General features: G+C 73.3%; 19 protein-coding genes. 9 read left to right on the plus strand and 10 right to left on the minus strand.

Features of this window, described 5'->3' with window-relative positions; genetic code table 11:
- Positions 1–236 precede the first annotated feature (236 nt).
- Positions 237–1,286, plus strand: coding sequence for a hypothetical protein (locus AB0N31_RS08150; RefSeq protein ID WP_366057554.1), 1,050 nt, complete (start codon positions 237–239; stop codon positions 1,284–1,286).
- 67 nt (positions 1,287–1,353) lie between these two features.
- Here AB0N31_RS08150 and AB0N31_RS08155 read toward each other — a convergent pair whose 3' ends face one another.
- Genes AB0N31_RS08155 through AB0N31_RS08165 form a run of 3 tightly spaced genes read right to left on the minus strand, consistent with a single transcriptional unit; the run spans position 1,354 to position 3,165 of the window.
- Positions 1,354–1,806, minus strand: a complete 453-nt coding sequence (locus AB0N31_RS08155; RefSeq protein WP_366057555.1) for an NUDIX hydrolase — start codon at positions 1,804–1,806, stop codon at positions 1,354–1,356.
- Positions 1,807–1,815: 9 nt separating this feature from the next.
- On the minus strand, positions 1,816–2,715 hold the full coding sequence (locus tag AB0N31_RS08160) for a pyridoxamine 5'-phosphate oxidase family protein (RefSeq protein ID WP_366057556.1): 900 nt from the start codon (positions 2,713–2,715) through the stop codon (positions 1,816–1,818).
- Positions 2,716–2,718: 3 nt separating this feature from the next.
- Positions 2,719–3,165, minus strand: coding sequence for a VOC family protein (locus tag AB0N31_RS08165; RefSeq protein WP_366057557.1), 447 nt, complete (start codon positions 3,163–3,165; stop codon positions 2,719–2,721).
- A gap of 126 nt (positions 3,166–3,291) precedes the next feature.
- Here AB0N31_RS08165 and AB0N31_RS08170 point away from each other — a divergent pair, with 126 nt between their 5' ends.
- On the plus strand, positions 3,292–3,867 hold the full coding sequence (locus tag AB0N31_RS08170) for a CGNR zinc finger domain-containing protein (RefSeq protein WP_366057558.1): 576 nt from the start codon (positions 3,292–3,294) through the stop codon (positions 3,865–3,867).
- Positions 3,868–4,229: 362 nt separating this feature from the next.
- Positions 4,230–7,535: a S8 family serine peptidase gene (locus tag AB0N31_RS08175; RefSeq protein WP_366057559.1), complete on the plus strand. Its 3,306-nt coding sequence runs from the start codon at positions 4,230–4,232 to the stop codon at positions 7,533–7,535.
- An 89-nt stretch (positions 7,536–7,624) separates the two neighbouring features.
- On the opposite strand, the gene AB0N31_RS08180 is transcribed toward AB0N31_RS08175, so the two are convergent.
- Entirely contained in the window at positions 7,625–8,413 is a 789-nt protein-coding gene (locus tag AB0N31_RS08180) for a hypothetical protein (protein WP_366057560.1), read from the minus strand.
- 1 nt (position 8,414) lies between these two features.
- Positions 8,415–8,954, minus strand: coding sequence for a sigma-70 family RNA polymerase sigma factor (locus AB0N31_RS08185; RefSeq protein ID WP_366057561.1), 540 nt, complete (start codon positions 8,952–8,954; stop codon positions 8,415–8,417).
- Between the two features lie 317 nt (positions 8,955–9,271).
- Here AB0N31_RS08185 and AB0N31_RS08190 point away from each other — a divergent pair, with 317 nt between their 5' ends.
- The gene (locus AB0N31_RS08190; protein ID WP_366057562.1) at positions 9,272–10,288 is read left to right on the plus strand and encodes an aspartate-semialdehyde dehydrogenase; all 1,017 of its coding nucleotides are present in this window, start codon (positions 9,272–9,274) and stop codon (positions 10,286–10,288) included.
- Here AB0N31_RS08190 and AB0N31_RS08195 read toward each other — a convergent pair whose 3' ends face one another.
- Positions 10,289–10,801 carry a DUF1203 domain-containing protein gene (locus tag AB0N31_RS08195; protein WP_366057563.1) on the minus strand — a complete coding sequence of 171 codons (513 nt, stop codon included), beginning with the start codon at positions 10,799–10,801 and terminating at the stop codon, positions 10,289–10,291. It abuts the gene before it with no gap.
- A 157-nt stretch (positions 10,802–10,958) separates the two neighbouring features.
- Between AB0N31_RS08195 and AB0N31_RS08200 the strand changes: the two genes are divergently transcribed.
- From AB0N31_RS08200 to AB0N31_RS08210, 3 genes are read left to right on the plus strand one after another with little or no spacing between them, the layout of a single operon-like run.
- Complete coding sequence (locus tag AB0N31_RS08200; protein WP_366057564.1) at positions 10,959–11,300, plus strand: hypothetical protein; 342 nt, start codon at positions 10,959–10,961, stop codon at positions 11,298–11,300.
- Positions 11,297–11,629, plus strand: coding sequence for a sigma factor (locus tag AB0N31_RS08205; RefSeq protein ID WP_366057565.1), 333 nt, complete (start codon positions 11,297–11,299; stop codon positions 11,627–11,629). The genes AB0N31_RS08200 and AB0N31_RS08205 overlap by 4 nt, the downstream gene beginning before the upstream one ends.
- 42 nt (positions 11,630–11,671) lie before the next feature.
- On the plus strand, positions 11,672–12,184 hold the full coding sequence (locus AB0N31_RS08210) for a nuclear transport factor 2 family protein (protein ID WP_366057566.1): 513 nt from the start codon (positions 11,672–11,674) through the stop codon (positions 12,182–12,184).
- Between the two features lie 114 nt (positions 12,185–12,298).
- Here the strand turns inward: AB0N31_RS08210 and pepN are convergent, their stop codons facing one another.
- Positions 12,299–14,866, minus strand: coding sequence for an aminopeptidase N (gene pepN / locus AB0N31_RS08215; protein WP_366057567.1), 2,568 nt, complete (start codon positions 14,864–14,866; stop codon positions 12,299–12,301).
- Between the two features lie 31 nt (positions 14,867–14,897).
- Complete coding sequence (locus tag AB0N31_RS08220) at positions 14,898–15,920, minus strand: EamA family transporter (protein WP_366057568.1); 1,023 nt, start codon at positions 15,918–15,920, stop codon at positions 14,898–14,900.
- Between the two features lie 111 nt (positions 15,921–16,031).
- Between AB0N31_RS08220 and AB0N31_RS08225 the strand changes: the two genes are divergently transcribed.
- Entirely contained in the window at positions 16,032–16,535 is a 504-nt protein-coding gene (locus tag AB0N31_RS08225) for a MarR family transcriptional regulator (protein WP_366057569.1), read from the plus strand.
- A 104-nt stretch (positions 16,536–16,639) separates the two neighbouring features.
- On the opposite strand, the gene AB0N31_RS08230 is transcribed toward AB0N31_RS08225, so the two are convergent.
- The gene (locus tag AB0N31_RS08230) at positions 16,640–18,121 is read right to left on the minus strand and encodes an FAD-dependent monooxygenase (RefSeq protein WP_366057571.1); all 1,482 of its coding nucleotides are present in this window, start codon (positions 18,119–18,121) and stop codon (positions 16,640–16,642) included.
- Between the two features lie 158 nt (positions 18,122–18,279).
- On the opposite strand from AB0N31_RS08230, the gene AB0N31_RS08235 reads away from it, so the two are divergent.
- Positions 18,280–18,906: a TetR family transcriptional regulator gene (locus AB0N31_RS08235; RefSeq protein WP_366057572.1), complete on the plus strand. Its 627-nt coding sequence runs from the start codon at positions 18,280–18,282 to the stop codon at positions 18,904–18,906.
- Between the two features lie 163 nt (positions 18,907–19,069).
- On the opposite strand, the gene AB0N31_RS08240 is transcribed toward AB0N31_RS08235, so the two are convergent.
- Positions 19,070–19,360 (minus strand): hypothetical protein, encoded by a 291-nt coding sequence (locus tag AB0N31_RS08240; RefSeq protein ID WP_366057573.1) that lies wholly within the window; start codon positions 19,358–19,360, stop codon positions 19,070–19,072.
- Positions 19,361–19,432 lie beyond the last annotated feature (72 nt).

Genomic DNA, 19,432 nt, shown 5'->3' on the forward strand with positions numbered 1-19,432 from the left:
AGCGCCCGGCCGGGCCCGGCATCCGCCTGGCCTTTGGCCTGAACTCCGGCCGACGGTGACCGTTACGGAATTCAGTCGATCGGAACCGTAACCCCTGGCCCCCACTGAACGGACCAGGGGTTTCCGGCCCCTACTCGGCATCCGAACACCCGTCCTTTAGGACGAGCTTGTCCGAGTTTGTCGACGGGCTTGTAACAACGGTTACCGGAGGGATCGGAAACGGGAATCTCGGGGTCATGAACCACAACACCCCCCTCACCCCGGCCGCCGCCCGCCCCGCGCGTCACCTCCCCGGCGCGCAGCGGCGCGTACTGTCCACGGCCCAGCTCCGCTCGCTCGGTGTGTCACCGGGCGAGATGAACGAACAGTGCCGGTCCGGCGGTCCCTGGCAGCAGTTCCTGCCGGGCGTCTACCTGCTCCACCAGGGGCCGCCGACCAGCGAGGAGCGGCTGCACGCGGTGCTGCTGTACGCGGCCCGCGAGGTGACGGCGCCCGGAGTGCCGGCCCAGCCGGAGCCGGGGCAGCCGCACCGGCCCGTGTACCGCGAGGCGATGATCACAGGGCTGGCCGCGCTCACCCTGCACGGCTTCGCCTCCGCGCCCGCGCTGCTCTCCCTGGACCGCATCGACGTCCTGGTGCCCCGGCTGCGCCGGCTGCGTTCGACGGGCTGCGCGCACGTCCTGCGCGCCGCGGCCCTGCCGGCGCCGGAGGAGGTCACCGGGGTGCCGGTGGCGCCGGTGCCGCGCGCCCTGGCGGACGCGGTGTCGCAGCTGACGGACACGGGGGCGGTACGGCGGCTGCTGTCGGAGGCGGTGCGCACCGGCCACTGCGAACCGGCCGCGATCGTGGCGGAGTTGGAACAGGCCAAGCTGCTGGGCCGTCCGCACGTGGTGGACGCGGTGGACTCGCTGCTGGCCGAGGGACGGGCGATCGCCGAGGACCGCCTCTACGCGATGGTGCGGGACTTCGGCCTGCCGGACCCGGTGTGGAACGTGGACCTGCGGCTGCCGGGCGGCCCGCACCTGGGGGGCCTGGACGCCTACTGGCCGCAGCAGGCGGTGGCGGTGGAGCTGGACACGCGGGCACCGCGCCAGGACGAGGACGCCCTGTGGTCGGAGTACGTCCGCAAGCGGGAGCACCTGGAGCGGCTGGGCATCACGGTCGTGTACATCACGCCGAGGAAGCTCCGGGACGGGACGGAGCAGCAGGCGGCGGTGGTGCGGACGGCCCTGATGGCGTCGGGGGACCGCGATCCGGCGGCGTACGTCGTGGTGCTGCCCCGGTAGTGACGGACCGGGGCGGTACCAGAAGGGGAGAGGAGGGGCCGCCGGGTACGACCCGGCGGCCCCCTCCTCAGGTCGGCACCCGTCCGTTCGCGGGCCGCTCGCGCCACAGCCTCAGCGCCACGTCGACCAGCCGTATCCGGGTCAGCTCCGGTACGGCCGTCAGGTCGTGCCAGGCCGCCAGGTCGGTCGAGCCGCCGATCTCGTTGCGGAGTTCGCCGCCGGTCACCCGGCCCTCGTAGACGATGCGCACCCCGTGGTGGTCGACGGGGCCGCGCAGGTTCCTGCGGGGCACGGTGTGGCGGGAGGAGTCCACGCCGAGCAGACCGGTCACCTCGATGCGGTAGCCGGTCTCCTCCGCCAGCTCCCTCATGACGGTGTCGTGCGGGTCCTCGCCGTGCTCCATGCCGCCGCCGGGCAGCACCCACTCCGGGGTACCGTCGGGCGCCGGCGAGCGGGCCAGCAGCAGTTGTCCGTCCCGGACGCACACGGCGTAGGCCGCCACCCTCAACTTCTCGCGCACACCTGGACGTTAGCGGTCCCGGTCCGGGTTGGCAGGTGAGTATTCGGGTGCGGACCAGCGCAGGGGCAGCGCGGCGGGGGTGTCGACGGCCCGCGCCACGGTGAAACGGACCGTGCGCTCGCCGTCGGAGCCGAACTCGGTGCGGGCCTCGCCGGTGAGCTGGAGGGTGCGGCCCGTCGTCCAGTCGAGGAACAGCAGTCCGGCGCGCGGGTCGGCCGCGAGGTTGCCGAGGCTGAGGAACATCGCGTTGCCGGGGTAGTCGCGCCAGGCCAGTTCGCCCGGTGAGACGACCCGGACGAAGCCGGGGTTGCCGCCGCGGTGGCTGGCGTCGGCGCCGCCCTCGCGCACGCTGGCGAGGAAGAAGGTGTCGGACGCGGCGACGAACCCGGCCTGTTCCGGGGTCAGTCCGGTGCCGTGCCGGGGCGGACCGGGAAGACGGCCGGACACCGTCCCGTACGTCTCCCGCCGCTGGAGGTACTTGGGGCAGTTGGCGAAGACCTGGTCGGCCTCGACGGCGAAACCGCCGGGGGCGGCCAGCAGCCGGCCGTTGAGGCGCATACGGCGGCGGGTGCGCGGGTCGAGGGCGATCGTGCCGACGGGGGTGCCCGGAGTGGCGAGGGCCGTCGCGAGAGGGTCGGTCGGGGGTGGCCCTCCCGCGACGGAGATCCGCCGGGGCCCGGTGGCTCGGACGAAGCCGGGGGTATCCGTGATCACCGAGGCCCACACCTCGCCGCCCACGGGATCGGCGGCGCCCAGCACCAGCTGTGGCTGGAGCTCCAGGAAGGCGGCGGCGACGGACCGGATGCCCTCGCCGACGGACCGGCCGACGTGGTCGGCGAGGTCGCGCACCCCGAGCCGGTCCTGGAGGGTGCGCGAGCCGGCGTGGTAGAGATCCACGGCCTGCCCCATGACCTAGAAGAAGCCGCAGGTCGGAGCGGACGCGCCGCCGGGCGCCGGGGCCCCTTCCACCCCGTCGGACACCGAGATCTCCAGGCGGGTGCCGTCGGGGTCGTGGAAGAAGACGCCACCGGAGGCCGCACCCTCGTGGTGGGCGACGACGCCCTCGTGGGCGAAGTCGGCGCCGTGGGCCCGCAGCGCCGCCTCGTACTCCCGGACCCGCTCGACGGAGTCGGCCTCGAAGGCGAGGTGGTGCAGACCGGCGCGGGCTCCGTCGTACGGCCCCTGCGCCTGCTGCCAGAGGGTGAGGACGAGCCGGTCACCGTCCCCGAGGAAGGCGTACCGCCGGCCCTCCTCCTTGCCCTCGCCCATGAGGGCGAAGCCCATGACCTCCCGGTAGAAGGCGAGGGAGCGGTCGAGGTCGGTGACGTTCAGGCCGACGTGGCCGGTGCGCAGGGTCATGACGGGTGTCCCCTTCGACGGAGGAAGGTCAGCAGTTCTAACCTCTGTTCATGATGTTAAAGGTTAGACAAGGGTACGTCAACCAGTCACGTACCCTTTGCTGGTTAGTACGGAAGGAGCCCTTCGATGCCCACCACCCCCGACCCGCGCCCCCTCACCGGCGAACCCCTCGCGCTCGACCTGCTCAACACGCGCTGGATGCGGGACGGCTCCCTCCAGGACCTGTTGACCGGCACGGACGGGCTGGCGGTGTGGCTCGCCGCGAACGGGCTGGACGGGCGGTTCGCCGCGGACGAGGCGACCCTGCGACACGTCCTGCGGGCGCGCGACGCGCTGAGGGCGGCCGTGGACGGGGCGGCCGGGGGCGGGGCGGCGGCCGGGACGACGGCGGACCGCGGGCCGGCGGACGCGGTGGACGCCGTGCTGGAGCACGGACGCATCCGGCCCACCCTCGCCGCCGAAGGACCCGGCGAACGGGCCGAGTTCGCGGACGGGACCTGGGGGCCTGCCTGGCTGGCCGCCCGCAACTACCTGGAGCTGCTCGCCACCGCGCCCGACCGGATCCGCCGCTGCGCGCACGAGGCGTGCGTCCTGCATTTCTTCGACACCTCGCGCAACGGCACCCGCCGCTGGTGTTCGATGGCGGCCTGCGGCAACCGCGCGAAGGCGTCCCGCCACTACGCCCGCACGAAGGACGCCTGACCGGCACCCCGGCGGCGCCCGCACCCTGCCCGACCGGCGCCCGCACGGCGCCTTGCCGACGCCCCACCGGCACCTTGCCGACGCCCGCGCAACACCACGCGGACACCCCGCAACACCCCGTCGACGCGCCCGCGACCCCCGGCCGTCGCCCGGCCGTCGGCATCCGGACGGCCGAAAGCCCTTGCACAGGTGACTCGTAGAGGGTTTTCCCCATACATCCATATCGATTCGGTCAACTCTCCCCAAACATCTGTCCCTTGGACAAGGCTGTGCGATCGTCCGGGATCACATTCCGGCGACCGCGATCAGGCAGGAACGGCCCGGTCGCGTGACGCTCGTTCCTTTACCTCCAAGGGATGCCGATGACCCACACCCCCCAGCGCGAACCGATACCGGGCGCGAGACGCGCGGTCCGGATAGCCGTGGCCGCCGGTCTGGTGGCCGCGCTGTCCGCGGCCGGGCCCATACCGCTGGCCTTCTCCGCCGACCAGACCCCGGCCGCCGACCCGGGCGTGAAGTCCGCCGCCGACAAGCTGGGATCCGACGACGCCGACGTCCTCGCCGACGCCAAGGCCGCCGGTGACAAGAACGTCACCCTGATGGTCGCCACCTCGCCCGGGAAGACCGAGCAGGTCGCCGACGAGCTGGACGCGGTCAAGGGCGGTTCCGTCGGCCGGTCCTACGACAAGCTCGGCTACGTCCGCGCCACCGTCCCGACCGCCAAGGCGGACGCGGCCATCGCCGCCGCGGCCAAGTTGTCCTCGGTGCACGCGATCGACCTGCGGCAGGAGATCGCCCTCGACGACCCGACGCCGAGCGCCGACACCGCGAAGGGTGCGGGCGCCACCGCGAGCGCGAAGACGTATCCCGCGCCCGGCAGGAAGACCCCGGCCGAGAACCCGTACAACCCGTCCTTCGAGACGGGCGCCGTCGACTTCGTGGACGACCACCCGAAGGCGGACGGCCGCGGCGTCACCATCGGCGTGCTGGACTCCGGCGTGGACCTCGGGCACCCCGCGCTCCAGAAGACCACCACCGGTGAGCGCAAGATCGTCGACTGGGTCACCGCGACCGACCCGATCGTCGACAGCGACGGCACCTGGCGCCGGATGACCACCCCCGTCAGCGGCCCGGCCTTCACCTACGGCGGCGCGTCCTGGAAGGCGCCCGAGGGCAGCTACCAGGTCAACCTGTTCCGCGAGTCGGTCACCGCCGGCGGCGACGCCAAGGGCGACGCCAACCGGGACGGCGACACCACCGACGTCTGGGGCCTGCTCTACGACCCGGCCGCCGGCACCGTCCGCGTCGACCTGAACAACAACTTCGACTTCACCGACGACGCGCCGATGAAGCCGTACAAGGACGGCTACCAGGTCGGCTACTTCGGTACCGACAACCCGGCCACCGACGTCGTCGAGCGGCAGCCGTTCGTCGTCGAGATCCGCAAGGACGTACCCACCGACCCGTACGGCGGCGACTGGGTCGGCAAGAAGGCCGACTTCGTCAACGTCGGCGTCATCGAGTCCGAGCACGGCACCCACGTCGCGGGCATCACCGCGGCCAACGGCCTGTTCGGCGGGAAGATGAACGGCGCCGCCCCCGGCGCCAAGGTCGTCTCCTCCCGTGCCTGCTCCTGGACCGGCGGCTGCACCAACGTCGCGCTCACCGAGGGCATGATCGACCTGGTCGTGAACCGCGGCGTCGACATCGTCAACATGTCCATCGGCGGCCTCCCGGCGCTGAACGACGGCAACAACGCGCGCGCCGAGCTGTACACGCGCCTCATCGACACCTACGGCGTCCAGCTCGTCATCTCGGCGGGCAACGAGGGCCCCGGCGCCAACACGATCGGCGACCCCGGCCTGGCCGACAAGGTCGTCTCGGTCGGCGCGGCCATCTCCAAGGAGACCTGGGCCGCCAACTACGGCTCGCAGGTGACGAAGAAGTACGCGCTGCTGCCGTTCTCCTCGCGCGGCCCGCGTGAGGACGGCGGCTTCACGCCGACCCTCGTCGCGCCGGGCGCCGCCATCAACACCATCCAGACCTGGCTGCCGGGCGCCCCGGTCGCCGAGTCCGGATACACGCTGCCGGCCGGCTACGCGATGCTCCAGGGCACCTCGATGGCCTCCCCGCAGGCCGCCGGCGCCTCCGCGCTGCTGCTGAGCGCCGCGAAGCAGAAGGGCATCGAGCTGACGCCCGCCACCCTGCGCACGGCGCTGACCTCGACCGCCGACCACATCAAGGGCCTCCAGGCCTACGAGGAGGGCGCGGGCGCCATCAACATCGTGGACGCCTGGGACTCCATCAAGGACGGCGCCACCGCCCACGAGTACGCGGTCAAGGCCCCGGTCGACACCGCGATCGACTTCGCCCTGAAGACGCCCGGCTTCGGCACCGGCATCTACGACCGCGAGGGCGGTCTGAAGGCCGGTCAGAAGAAGACGTACGACGTCACCATCACCCGTACGACCGGCGCCGACAAGGCGATCCGCCACGAGCTGCACCTCGAGAACAACGCGGCCGGCACCTTCAAGATCCTCGGTTCGGACGAGGTGAAGCTGCCGCTGAACCAGCCGGTGACCGTCAAGGTCCAGGCCGCTCCGAAGTCCGCCGGCATCAAGAGCGCGATCCTCGAGGTCGACGACCCGCGGACCGAGGGCATCGACAAGCAGGTCCTGAACACGGTCGTCGTCTCGACGCCGGTGGCGCACACGTTCTCCGCGCAGAACACCGTGCAGCGCAACAGCTCGCAGCACTACTTCCTGACCGTGCCCGAGGGTGCGACGTCGCTGGAGGTCGCGATGAGCGGGCTGAAGGACAAGAGCCAGACCCGGTTCATCTCGATCCACCCCTACGGTGTCGCCGTCGAGGACAGCGCCACCGTCTACTGCTACAACAACTACCTCGACGGCAACGGCTGCAAGCCGGACGCGCGTTCCTACGCCGACCCGCAGCCCGGCGTCTGGGAGATCGAGGTCGAGTCGCGCCGCACGTCGCCGCTGCTCGACAACCCGTACAAGCTGGACGTCACCGTGTACGGCGCGGCCTTCGACCCGGCGACCGTGACCGTGCCCGAGGCGAAGGTCGGCACCCCGGCCGCCGTCTCCTGGAAGGTGACGAACGACTTCGCCGCCATCGACGGCAAGCTGAAGGGGGGCCCGCTCGGCTCGTCCAAGGCGGCCCGTCCGACCATCGCGGACCACGAGAACCAGACGACCACGGTCGAGGTGCCCGCGGGCGCCAAGTCCCTGGACGTCTCCATCGGCGGTGTCTCCGACGCCTCCGCCGACCTCGACCTGACCGTGTACGACGCTGAGGGCACGGAGGTCGGCAAGTCCGCCGACGGCGACTCCGAGGAGGCCGTGTCCATCCCGTCGCCCGCCGCCGGGACGTACACCGTCGAGGTCGCGGGCTACTCGGTGCCGGCCGGCACCACCGCTTACGACTACCTGGACGTGTTCTACTCGTCCGCGCTCGGCACGGTCGGCGTCGACGAGTCGACGCCGGTGAAGCTGGCCACGGGCGCCTCGGCGACGGTCTCCGCGACCGTCACCGCCGCGGCCCCCGCGCCGGCGGGCCGGTCCTTCTTCGGCCAGGTCCAGCTGGTGAACGCGCGCGGCACCGTCGCGGGCCTCGGCAGCGTGGTCATCGAGAAGGTCACGCAGTAAGGCGGTACCTCAGGGGCTCGGCAGCGCGATGAGCGACTGAGCCGCTGAGCGAAGGGGGGCGGGCGTCCGGTCGGGCGCCCGCCCCTCGCTCATTCGCAGGCCGCGCCGCCCGCCTCGGGCAGCGCGCGGGCCAGCGCCGAGCGGCCGTCGGCGATGTCGGCCTCGCCGACGATCCACACGTCGGGGGACGCGGACCCCTGCGGGAGGCCGGCCAGGACGTGATCGCCCTCGGCGGCCGGCGGGTCCACGTCCCGCTCCACCACGAAGTCGACCTCCTCCCGGGCCACGGCCCCGGGCTTGTAGGAGCGGGTCACGCGCAGGGTGACCCGCTCGCGGGAGGTGCCGCGCACCGGGACGACGTCCGTCACGTCGCCCTCGACCACCAGCCGGGCGCAGGCGAGGTAGCCGGGGTCGTCGAGGGGACCGTGGGCGCCGGACGCGGCGGCCTTCTCGCCGGCGCCGGACGAGGTGATGTCGTCGGCTCCCCCGTTCACCTGGACGAGCAGCCATCCGCTCCCGGCGACCAGCGCACCGGCCGCCGCCAGCCCGACCGTCCTCAGGGCCGGGGGGAGGCGCCTGCGGGCCGGCCGGAGCGGGACGGGGGCCGGCCGGAGCGCGGGCTCCGCCGCCGACGGGCGGGTGAGGGCCTCGGCGAGGACGCCGAGCTGCTCGCGCAGGAGCGCCACGTCGGCCGCCGCGGCGCGGTGTCCGGCCACGAGGGCGGGATCGGTCCGCGCGTCCCCGGACAGCGGCACGTCCAGGATGGCCGCCATCAGCGGGTCCGTGCCGTCCGGGCCGCCGCGGGGGCCGTCGCCGTACCGGGCGCAGGGGTCCTCGCGGCCGTCGTCGTGGGTGTCGGGTTCGTGTCCGGCGGTCATGTCACACCACCTCGTCCTCGTGCAGGCGGGCGCGCAGGGCCCGGACGGCCGTGTGCAGGCGGCTCTTGACCGTGCCCTCGGGGACGCCCAGCTCCTCGGCTATCGAGCGCACCGGCAGGTCGGCGTAGAAGCGCAGGACGACCACCTGGCGCTGGGCGTCGGGCAGGTCGTCCAGGCCCTGCGCGACGGCGAGGGAGAGCACGCTGGTGTCCTCGCCGGAGGGGTGCTCGTGCGGGCCCAGGGACGCCAGCCGCTCCCCGAGGCGCTCCTGGCGGCGCTTGGCCCGGTGCCAGTCCATGGCGAGGTTGGAGGCGACGACGGCCGCCCACGCCGAGACGTCCCGCGGGGCGTCGTACCCCTTGGCGGCCCGCTCCAGCAGCCGCAGGCGGACCTGCTGCACCCCGTCCGGCAGGTCCGCCTGCGGTACCCCGCCCAGCGCGAGCACCGCCCGCACCCGGCGTTCCTGCGCCGCGTCCAGCGGGTCACCGTGCCCGGTGTCCTCCCCCGGTCCGCGGCGGGCCGTTCTGCGCAGCACGGACACCCCTCCCCTCCCCGTGTCACCTCTACGACGCCGTCGCGCGCGGAAACGTTCGGCGCGGCGCCGGGAAATCGTTCGGAGGCGTACGTCACACCGCCGCGCGCGGCAGCACAGCTTGCGGCGGGAAACCCGGACGGAGGGAATTCCTCCAGCTCAGCGGGGGTGCGGACGGGAGTTCCGGAGCCGTTCGGGGGTGCGGGGCGTCCCAGTCCTCGGGCATGGGGGTCAAAGGATTGGACAGGCGGGGCCGTGTCGGCCGCATCATGGAAAAGCCTCGGCCAGGCACCATGCACGCAGAAGCACAGACAGAGGGAGTCGCCGTGAGGGTCGGAATCGTCGGAGCCACCGGTCAGGTCGGCACGGTCATGCGCAGGATCCTCAAGGAGCGTGACTTCCCGGTCACGGAGCTGCGGCTGTTCGCCTCGGCCCGTTCCGCGGGGACCGAGCTGGACGGTGTGACGGTCGAGGACGCGGCGACCGCCGACTACTCCGGCCTCGACATCGTGCTGTTCTCCGCCGGTGGCGCGACCTCGAAGGCGCTGGCCGAGAAGGTCGCCTCGCAGGGCGCGGTCGTGATCGACAACTCCTCGGCCTGGCGCCGCGACCCCGACGTGCCGCTGGTCGTCTCCGAGGTGAACCCGCACGCGATCGCGAACCGCCCCAAGGGCATCATCGCCAACCCGAACTGCACCACGATGGCCGCGATGCCGGTCCTCAAGCCGCTGCACGCCGAGGCGGGCCTGGAGGCGCTGGTCGTCGCCACCTACCAGGCGGTGTCCGGCTCCGGTGTCGCGGGCGTCGCGGAGCTGCACGGCCAGGCGCAGAAGGTCGTCGCCGACGCCGACCGGCTCACCCACGACGGCGAGGCCGTCGACTTCCCGCAGCCGCAGGTCTACCGGCGGCCCATCGCCTTCAACGTCGTCCCGCTGGCCGGCTCGATCGTGGACGACGGCCTGAACGAGACGGACGAGGAGCAGAAGCTCCGCAACGAGTCCCGCAAGATCCTGGAGATCCCCGAGCTGAAGGTCTCCGGCACCTGCGTGCGCGTCCCGGTGTTCTCCGGCCACTCCCTCCAGGTCAACGCCCGTTTCGCGCGCCCGATCAGCGCCGAGCGCGCCACCGAGCTGCTCGCGGACGCCGAGGGCGTCGTCCTCACCGACATCCCGACCCCGCTCCAGGCGGCCGGCAAGGACCCGTCGTACGTGGGCCGCATCCGCCGGGACGAGACCGTGGACAACGGCCTCGCCCTGTTCGTCTCCAACGACAACCTGCGCAAGGGCGCGGCCCTGAACGCGGTGCAGATCGCGGAGCTGGTGGCGGAGGAGCTGAAGGGCTAGTCAGCCCCCGGTGACCTCTCGGGTCACCTCGTAGAGGTAGCAGCCGTACTCGACGGCCCGGACGTGGACGAGCGCCACGGCCGGGTCGTCGAACGCTTCCCGCAGGGCCCGCTCGAACGCCTCCGGCGAGGGGTCCGCGACGAGTCGGCCGCCGAGGATGCGGCCCTCGGCGGAGTAGCGGCGGACCGTGCGGTGCGCGTTCGTGAAGGGCAGGGCCCCGCCGTCCCGGTCCGGGCCCGGGCACGGGTCGGCGTGGACGAAGACGGGGCCCTGTTCGTCGTACGCCCCGGGGTCGGTGCCCGTCTCGGCGGCCCGGCGGCGCAGGGGCGCGTAGGAGACGAGGGCGATCCGCTCCCCCGGCGTGCTGTGGCGCAGGCAGCAGCGCAGCGGGGCGCCGCCCTCGTCGTCGGTGAACGCGGCCGTGGGGCGTCCGGCGTCGTCGACGGCGCGGAGTTCCGCCAGCGCGCCGGGGGTGAGGGGGCGGGCCGTGAAGGTCCGGGTCGTGGTCGTCATGCCTTCCAGGTTCACGCGCCGCGGGACGTCCCACCGGCGGGTTCCGGACGTCGCGCTGCCGTCGTGGTACGGGACATCGCGCACATCTCACCTTCCAGGGCTGCGGAGGCCGTGATCCGGCGTACGGTCGTCACGATCTCAACTTTCTGGAGGTTTCGTGGCCTCGTCCGCCGCAGAGTCCCGCCCCGGCCGCGGGGAACCGCCGCCCGCCCGTCCCGGTGGCGCGGTGACCGTCGAGGGGCTCGTCGACGAGATCGGGCGGGGAGCGGCGGAGCTGAAACCGGGCGAGCCGGACGCGCTGTACGCGGGGGTGGCGCGGCTGACGGCCGCCGTGGACCGGCTGCGGCGGGTGGCCTGGACGGCGCGGGCCGCGGCGGCGGACGACGGGGGCTGCGGCGAGCCGGACGACGGCCCGTACGGACTCGCCCTGCCCGCGGCCGGTTTCGCCGCGGTCGCCGAGACGCACCGCCGTGGCTCCTGGTCCACTGCTACCGCATGACCGGCTCCTACGACGACGCCGAGGACCTCGTCCGGGAGGCCTTCCTGCGGGCCTGGCGGGCCCGCGACACCTTCCGGGCCGGGACGGGCGTGCGGACCTGGCTGTACCAGATCGCCACCACCGCCTGCCTGGACCTGCTGCGCCGCACCGCGCGCCGCCCCCACGACCACGAGCCGCTGCCCGGCACCGACCGCCGGGGAGGCGAACCGCCCGCGCGGGTCACCTGGCTGCAGCCCTTCCCGGACGACGAGCTGCCGGAGACCGCCGGGGACGGGGACGCGGTGGGCGCGTACGGGTCCCTGGAGCTGCCCATCGTGGTGGCCCTGTAGCACCTTCCGCCCCGGCAGCGGGCCGCGCTGGTCCTGCGGGACGTGCTCGGGCTGAGCCTCGGGGAGACCGCCGAGACGCTCGACCTGGCACCGGTCTCGGTCGACGGCGCGCTGCAACGGGCCCGGCCCGCCCTGCGCGACCTGCTGCCGGACAGGCGTACGCGGGAGCCGGCCGAGCGCGAAGCCGCCCTGCTCAGCCGGTACATGGCCGCCGGGGAGGCGCTCGACCCGGCGGCGTGGGGCGGGCTGCTCGCGGACGACGTGCTGCTGACGACGCCGCCGAACCCGTACTGGTGCCGGGGCCGGGACGCCGTCCTGGCCTTCCTGCGGCCGAGCCCGGCCCCGGCCTCCGCCGCCTTCCCGGGCCACCGGCGGCACCTGCCCGCCCGTGCCAACGGGCAGCCCGCGACGGGGGGTTACCTCCGCCGGCCGGGAACGAACGTGTACCGCGCCCAGGTCCTGGACGTGCTGCGGGTCGAGGGCGACCGGATCGTGGAGATCACGTCCTTCGAGCCGCACCTCTTCCCGGCCTTCGGACTGCCCCTGCGGCTGTGAACGCTCCCGCGGGGCCGTGCCCCGCTCCCCCGGCACGGCGAAGGGCGCCCGGCCGGACACCGGGCGCCCCTCACCACCGTACGGACCCGTACGGACCCGTACGGACGACGGCTGCTACCGCGCGTCCGCCGCCTGGGCCTTCAGGGCGCGTTCCACGCCCGAGCGGGCCTCGGAGACGAGGCGGCGCAGGGCCGCGTTCGGCTCGGCCGAGGTCAGCCAGGCGTCGGTCTTGCGCAGGGTCTCCTCGGAGACCTGGACGGCCGGGTAGAGGCCGGTCACGATCTGCTGGGCGATCTCGTGCGAACGCGAGTCCCAGACGTCCTTGACGACGTCGAAGTACCGGTCCGTGTACGGCGCCAGCAGCTCGCGCTGGTCGGTCTGCACGAAGCCGCCGATGACGGCCTCCTGGACGGCGTTGGGCAGCTTGTCGGACTCGACGACCGACGCCCACGCCTCCGCCTTGGCCTCCGCCGTGGGGCGGGCGGCGCGGGCGGTCGCCGCGTGCCGCTCGCCGGCGGCGGTCCGGTCGCGCCCGTACTCGCCGGCGATCTCCGCCTCGTCGAAGCGGCCGACCGCCGCGAGGCGCTCCACGAACGTCCAGCGCAGCTCGGTGTCGACGGCGAGACCCTCGATCGTCTGCGTGCCCTCCAGCAGCGCCTCCAGAAGGTCCAGCTGCTCCGGCGTGCGGGCGGTGGCCGCGAACGCGCGCGCCCACGCCAGCTGGTGGTCGCTGCCCGCCTCGGCGGTCCGCAGGTGCGCCAGCGTGGCGTCGGTCCAGCGGGTCAGCAGCGCCTCGCGGGCGGCCGGGTCGGCGTACAGGTCGACGGCGAGCTTGACCTGGCGGTGCAGGGACTGCACGACACCGATGTCGGACTCCTTGCCGATGCCGGACAGCACCAGGGACAGGTAGTCGCGGGTGGGCAGTTCGGCGTCGCGCGTCATGTCCCAGGCGGACGCCCAGCACAGGGCGCGCGGCAGGGATGCCTCGAAGTCGCCGAGGTGCTCGGTGACGAACGCGAGGGACCGCTCGTCGAGGCGGACCTTGGCGTACGACAGGTCGTCGTCGTTGAGCAGCACGACGTCCGGCCTGCGCGTGCCGGCCAGCTGCGGTACGGCGGTCAGCTCGCCGTCCACGTCCAGCTCGACGCGCTCGCCGCGCACCAGCTTGCCGCTCGCCTCGTCGAGGTCGTACAGGCCGACGGCGATGCGGTGCGGCCGCAGGGTCGGCTCGCCCTTGGCGCCGGCGGGCAGGGCGGGGGCCTCCTGGCGGACGGCGAAGGAAGTGATGACGCCGTCGGCGTCGGTCTCGATCTCGGGGCGCAGGATGTTGATGCCGGCGGTCTGCAGCCACTTCTGCGACCAGGTGCCCAGGTCGCGGCCGGAGGTCTCCTCCAGCGCGCCCAGCAGGTCGGACAGCCGGGTGTTGCCGAAGGCGTGCCGCTTGAAGTAGGCCTGCACGCCCGCGAAGAACGCGTCCGTGCCGACGTACGCCACGAGCTGCTTCAGGACGCTGGCGCCCTTGGCGTAGGTGATGCCGTCGAAGTTGACGAGGACGTCGTCCAGGTCGCGGATCTCGGCCATGATCGGGTGGGTCGACGGCAGCTGGTCCTGCCGGTAGGCCCAGGTCTTCATGGAGTTGGCGAACGTCGTCCAGGAGTGCGGCCACCGGCTGTCCGGGGCGTACGCCTGGCAGGCGATGGAGGTGTAGGTGGCGAACGACTCGTTCAGCCACAGGTCGTTCCACCACTCCATGGTGACGAGGTCGCCGAACCACATGTGGGCCAGCTCGTGCAGGATCGTCTCGGCCCGCAGCTCGTACGCCGCGTCGGTCACCTTGGACCGGAAGACGTACTGGTCGCGGATGGTGACCGCGCCCGCGTTCTCCATCGCGCCCGCGTTGAACTCCGGCACGAACAGCTGGTCGTACTTCTTGAACGGGTACGCGTAGTCGAACTTCTCCTGGAACCAGTCGAAGCCCTGCCGGGTGACCTCGAAGATCGCGTCCGAGTCGAGGAACTCGGCGAGCGAGGGACGGCAGTAGATGCCGAGGGGCACGCTCTGGCCGTCCTTCTCGTACACGCTGTGCACGGAGTGGTACGGGCCGACGATCAGCGCGGTGATGTACGTGGAGATCCGCGGGGTCGGCTCGAACACCCAGACGTCGTCCTTGGGCTCCGGCGTCGGCGAGTTGGAGATGACGGTCCAGCCGCTCGGCGCCTTCACCGTGAACTGGAAGGTCGCCTTGAGGTCGGGCTGCTCGAACGAGGCGAAGACGCGGCGGGCGTCCGGCACCTCGAACTGCGTGTACAGGTAGGCCTGCTCGTCGACCGGGTCGACGAACCGGTGCAGTCCCTCACCGGTGTTGGTGTAGGCGCAGTCGGCGACGACGCGCAGGATGTTGCGGCCCGCCGGCAGGTCGGGCAGGGCGATCCTGGAGTCGGCGAACACCTCGGCCGGGTCGAGCCGGTCCCCGTTGAGCGTCACCTCGTGGACGGTCGGCGCCACCAGGTCGATGAAGGACTCGGCGCCCTTCTCCGCGACGTCGAAGCGCACCGTGGTCACGGACCGGTAGGTCCCGCCCTCCTGCGCACCGGACAGGTCGAGATCGATCTCGTACGAGTCAACGGTGAGCAGCTTCGCCCGCTGCTGCGCCTCTTCGCGAGTCAGGTTTGTGCCAGGCACGCGGTCATCTCCTCGTTATGTGTCGGTTGCGTCATCCTTCCACGGCGGCACCGCGTCGGGCGACGACCTTCTCCGGCGCCGGCGTGGGACCATGCGGGCGGACTGCCCCTACGGCGGGGGCGGGGGCGGTGGGCGCGGTGGCGGTGGCGGCGGCGGCCGTAGAGGCAGTCATGGTCGTAGGGGCGGTCGCGGCGGTCGCCGTGCGGCGCGGGCCGAGCTGTCCGGCCACCGTCGCGCCGAACGCCAGCGCCATGCCGGCCAGTTGCAGGGCCGTCAGCGCCTCCCCGAGGGCCGCCCAGCCGACCACGGCCGCGGTCAGCGGGGAGAGCGGCGCGAGGAAGGTGACCTGGGTGGCGCTGAGCCGGCCGATCCCGCGGAACCACAGCCAGTACGCGACCGCCGTGCCCGCCAGCGCCAGGTAGAGGTAGCCGCCGACGGCCGCGGTGTCCAGGGCGGGCGGGGCACCCTCGACGAGGAGGGCGAGGGGCGCGACGAGCAGGCCGCCGATGGTCAGCTGCCAGCCCGCGAGCGCCAGCGGGCCGGCCCCCTCGGGGGTGCCCCACCTCTTGGCCAGGACGAGACCGGCGGACATCGAAGCCGTGGAGGCGACCGCCGCCGACAGCCCGATCGCGTCCAGTCCGCCGGTCGCCTTCAGCACGACCAGGCTGACCCCGAACGCGGCCACGACCCCGGTCAGCAGGGTGCGGGCGGCGGGCCGCTGCCCGAGCAGCAGTGCCGAGAACCCGATGACGAACAGCGGTCCGGCCGAGCCGACGACGGCGGCCATGCCGCCCGGCATCCGGTACGCGGCGAGGAACAGGAGCGGGAAGAACGCGCCGATGTTGAGGGCGCCGAGCGCCGTCGCCCTGCCCCACCAGGCGCCGTGGGGCAACACCCGGACCAGGGCGAGCAGCAGCAGGCCCGCGGGCAGGGCGCGCACGAGGGAGGTGAACAGCGGGCGGTCGGCCGGCAGGAACTCGGTGGTGACGGCGTAGGTGGTGCCCCAGGAGACGGGGGCGAGGGCGGTGAGCAGGACGGTCGCGGCCCGGTTCATGACCGGCACCCCTCTCGGAGAAATGACTTGGCGGTAATTAGCTTAGCTCTAAGCAACTTGCCGTCAAGCCACTTTCTTGCGGCCGACCGGAAGCGGGCGGATACTCCCCGCATGAGTGCGCAGCGCAGGGATCCGGTCGACGCGATCGTCGAGCAGTGGGCGGCCGAACGGCCCGACCTCGACACCACCGCCATGGAGGTCTTCGGCCGCGTCTCCCGGCTCGCCCGCGCGATGGGCGACCGCATGGAGAAGGCCTACGCGGGCCTCGGGATCTCGCGCGGCGAGTTCGACGTGCTGGCCACCCTGCGCCGCTCCGGCGAGCCGTACACCCTCTCACCCCGCCAGCTGTCGGCGACGCTGATGCTCACCACCGGCGGCATGACCGGCCGCCTCGACAAGCTGGAAGGGGCCGGACTCCTGCGCCGCTCCCCCGACCCGCACGACCGCCGGGGCCTGCGGGTGACCCTCACCGAACAGGGCCTGGCGCTGGCCGAGGAGGCGGTGGGCGCGGGTCTCGCCGTCCAGACGGAGGCCCTGACCACGGCCCTGGACGCCGGACAGGCCGGCCAACTGGCCGACCTGCTGAGGGAACTGCTGCTCGCGACGGAACGGTAGCCGCAGGCGGCGGGCGCGGACGGTAGCCGCGGACGGCGGGCACGACCGGAGGGCACTGCCGGCGGGTGCCGGCAGCCGGTGGTCGGCTCCGGCCGGCGGGCGGCTCAGCCGACGTGCGCGGCGAGCGCAGCCCCGATCGCCGCCGGGCACGCGTCGTCGGCCGCCCAGGCGACGTACCCGTCGGGCCGCACCAGCAGCGCCGTGCGCCGGTCGCTCGCCCAGTGCCGCACCGCCAGGCGGCCCTCGCGGGGCCCGTCCGTTCCCTCGTCGTGGGCGCCCGGTGGGGTGACGAGGACGAAACGGCCGCCGCGCTGGGCCTCGTACAGGCGGCTGCCGTCCGCGAAGGTGACGTCGGGGACGCGCGCGCCGGTCAGGCGGTGGGCGCCGCGCGGGGCCGGGTAGCGGTAGCCGATGCCGGTGACCCGGCCGACCGCCCGGCGCCGGGCGGGACCGACGTGGTTCAGGAACGTGGTGAGCGCGGCGCGCAGGGCCAGGGTCCAGGGGCGCTCGGCCATGGCGAGGCGGACGATGCCGCCGCTGCTGCGGAGGACCGACCTGCCCACGGGGTGGCGTTCGGCCTGGTAGGTGTCGAGGAGGTCGGCGGTCGCGCGGCCGTCGACCACCCGGGCGAGCTTCCAGCTCAGGTTGGCCGCGTCCTGCAGACCGGTGTTCATGCCCTGCCCGCCGGCCGGGGTGTGCACGTGCGCGGCGTCCCCGGCGAGGAGGACCCGCCCGACGCGGTAGGCGGGCGCCTGGCGTTCGTCGCTGTGGAAGCGGGACATCCAGCGGGCGTCGTACATCCCGAAGTCACGGCCGAGGGCCGACCGGGTGACCTCCCTGACCTCGTCGAGGTCGAGGGGCTCGGTGTCGGGGACGTCACGGGCCCGGTTCCAGGCGATCACCCGGTGGTAGCCGTCGCCGAAGGGCGCGAGGAAGGCGAAGGCGTCGCCGACGGCGTTGACGGTGAGCAGCGTCTCGGGCTCCTCGGCGAGACGGACGTCGGCCAGGACGACGGAGCGGATGACCGAGCGGCCGGGGAAGGGAAGCCCCAGGGCGTTCCGTACGGCGCTGCGCATGCCGTCGGCGCCGACGACGTACCCGGCGCGGAGCGTGCCGGTGGCGCCGGCGGAGGTCCGGACCTCGACCGTCACCCCGTCCGCGTCCTGGGCCAGCCCGGTCACCTCGGTCTCGTACCGGAACTCCACCCCCGCCTCGACCGCCCGCCGCTCCAGGACCTTCTCGACCTCGTACTGCGGGATGACGAGGAGGTGGCCGAAGCGGGAGGGGAGGGTGGCGAGGGCGAGGGTGAGCCGGCCGAAGAGGCGGAGCCGGTCGAGGGGGTGGCCGAGGGCCTCCAGCGGATCGGCGAGACCGCGGCCGTCGAGCTGCTCCAGGGTGCGGGCGTGCAGGACGAAGGCGCGGGAGAGGTTGCCGATCCCGTGCGGGCGCTTCTCCAGCAGGGTGACGGGCACGCCGGCGGTGGCGAGGTCTCCGGCGAGGAGGAGGCCGGTCGGACCGGAGCCGACGACGATCACGGGGCGGGTGGTGAGGTCGGTGGAACCGGTGGTGCCAGTCGTGCCGTTCATGAGGGCCTCCTGGGGTGCCAACACTCGTTCGCCAACACTTGTTCGTCGGCATTCGCTTGCCTGCATTCGTTTGCCAACGACTGTTGACCAACGCTTGTTGGCAAGATTAGAGCGGCCGTGAGTAGCGTGTCAACAGATGTTGGCCTACGCTCGTTGGCATGCCTGACAGCCGGCCCGACACCGCCACCCCCGTCTCCACCCCCACCCCCCTTACCGGCGCCGCCACCGCCACCACCCGCCGCTCCGACGCCACGCGCGGCGCGATCCTCGACGCCGCCCGGGAGCGGTTCGCCGCCGACGGGTACGAGCGGGCCACCATCCGGGCCATCGCCCGGGACGCGAACATCGATCCGTCCATGGTGATGCGCTACTACGGCAGCAAGGAGGGCCTCTTCGCGGCGGCCGTCTCCGTCGACCTGAGGCTGCCGGACCCGTCCGCGTTCGCCCGCGAGGACGCCGGGCGGGCCCTCGTCACGCACTTCCTCGACATGTGGGAGGAGAACGAGGTCCTCACCGCCCTGCTCCGCGTCGGTGTGACCAACCAGGCCGGGGCCGAGCGGATGCAGGCCATCTTCCGCGACCAGTTGCTGCCGGTCACCCGCGCGGTGTGTCCGGACCCGGAGCAGACGCCGGCCCGTGCGGCGCTCTGCGCCGCTCAGCTGCTGGGGCTCGCGCTGACCCGCTACGTGCTGCGCTTCCCGCCCGCCGTTGCGCTGACCCGGCAGGAGGTCGTGGCCTGGGTGGCGCCGACCGTGCAGCGGTACCTCACCGCGCCGCACCCGTAGGCACCGCGGAAGGCACGGGGGCTCGCCGCGCCGCACCCGTGGACGCCGTGGGCGGTCGCGCGGTGGCCGTACGACGCGCGAGGGCGCCGTCTCCGGCGTCGTACGGCGGTGTGCGCGTACGGACGGCGGGGACGGCGCCCTCGAGAGGTGTGCCGGGGAAGGGTCAGCCGGCCTTGGCGGCCTTGGCGGCGTCGCCCTTCACGGTGATGTTGGAGCTGGTGGTGTCGGCGCGGTCCTTCGACCGGTCCAGCACCCACACCAGGCCGGTGATGGCCGCGAACAGGGCGAGCGGAGCCAGCACGTAGAGGCCGAGCGTCTCGATGACGCTGAGGCCCTGACCGGGGTCGTCGCCGTCGTCGCGGGTCAGCGCGAGCGCGGGGGACGACATGAGCAGCATCATCAGCGTCGTACCGGCAGCCAGGGCGCCGGCGCGCAGGGCGTTCTTCTTGTCCACGGTGCCAAGTTAGCGAACGGGGTTCGGGCGCGCGCGTCCGGGGTGCCGTACGAGGTGGCGCGAGAGGCGCGG

Origin of the sequence: Streptomyces sp. NPDC051051, from assembly GCF_040682975.1 — a bacterium.
In the GTDB taxonomy this organism is placed as follows: Bacteria; Actinomycetota; Actinomycetes; order Streptomycetales; family Streptomycetaceae; genus Streptomyces.

What these genes read in the sequence shown, in the direction of transcription:
- AB0N31_RS08175 (WP_366057559.1), top strand. Translation starts at nt 4,230, where the DNA reads ATGACCCACACCCCCCAGCGCGAACCGATACCGGGCGCGAGACGCGCG.
- AB0N31_RS08160 (WP_366057556.1), bottom strand. Translation starts at nt 2,715, where the DNA reads ATGGGGCAGGCCGTGGATCTCTACCACGCCGGCTCGCGCACCCTCCAG.
- AB0N31_RS08165 (WP_366057557.1), bottom strand. Translation starts at nt 3,165, where the DNA reads ATGACCCTGCGCACCGGCCACGTCGGCCTGAACGTCACCGACCTCGAC.
- AB0N31_RS08195 (WP_366057563.1), bottom strand. Translation starts at nt 10,801, where the DNA reads ATGACGACCACGACCCGGACCTTCACGGCCCGCCCCCTCACCCCCGGC.
- AB0N31_RS08230 (WP_366057571.1), bottom strand. Translation starts at nt 18,121, where the DNA reads ATGAACGGCACGACTGGCACCACCGGTTCCACCGACCTCACCACCCGC.
- AB0N31_RS08220 (WP_366057568.1), bottom strand. Translation starts at nt 15,920, where the DNA reads ATGAACCGGGCCGCGACCGTCCTGCTCACCGCCCTCGCCCCCGTCTCC.
- AB0N31_RS08235 (WP_366057572.1), top strand. Translation starts at nt 18,280, where the DNA reads ATGCCTGACAGCCGGCCCGACACCGCCACCCCCGTCTCCACCCCCACC.
- AB0N31_RS08150 (WP_366057554.1), top strand. Translation starts at nt 237, where the DNA reads ATGAACCACAACACCCCCCTCACCCCGGCCGCCGCCCGCCCCGCGCGT.
- AB0N31_RS08205 (WP_366057565.1), top strand. Translation starts at nt 11,297, where the DNA reads ATGACCGGCTCCTACGACGACGCCGAGGACCTCGTCCGGGAGGCCTTC.
- AB0N31_RS08180 (WP_366057560.1), bottom strand. Translation starts at nt 8,413, where the DNA reads ATGACCGCCGGACACGAACCCGACACCCACGACGACGGCCGCGAGGAC.
- AB0N31_RS08225 (WP_366057569.1), top strand. Translation starts at nt 16,032, where the DNA reads ATGAGTGCGCAGCGCAGGGATCCGGTCGACGCGATCGTCGAGCAGTGG.
- AB0N31_RS08170 (WP_366057558.1), top strand. Translation starts at nt 3,292, where the DNA reads ATGCCCACCACCCCCGACCCGCGCCCCCTCACCGGCGAACCCCTCGCG.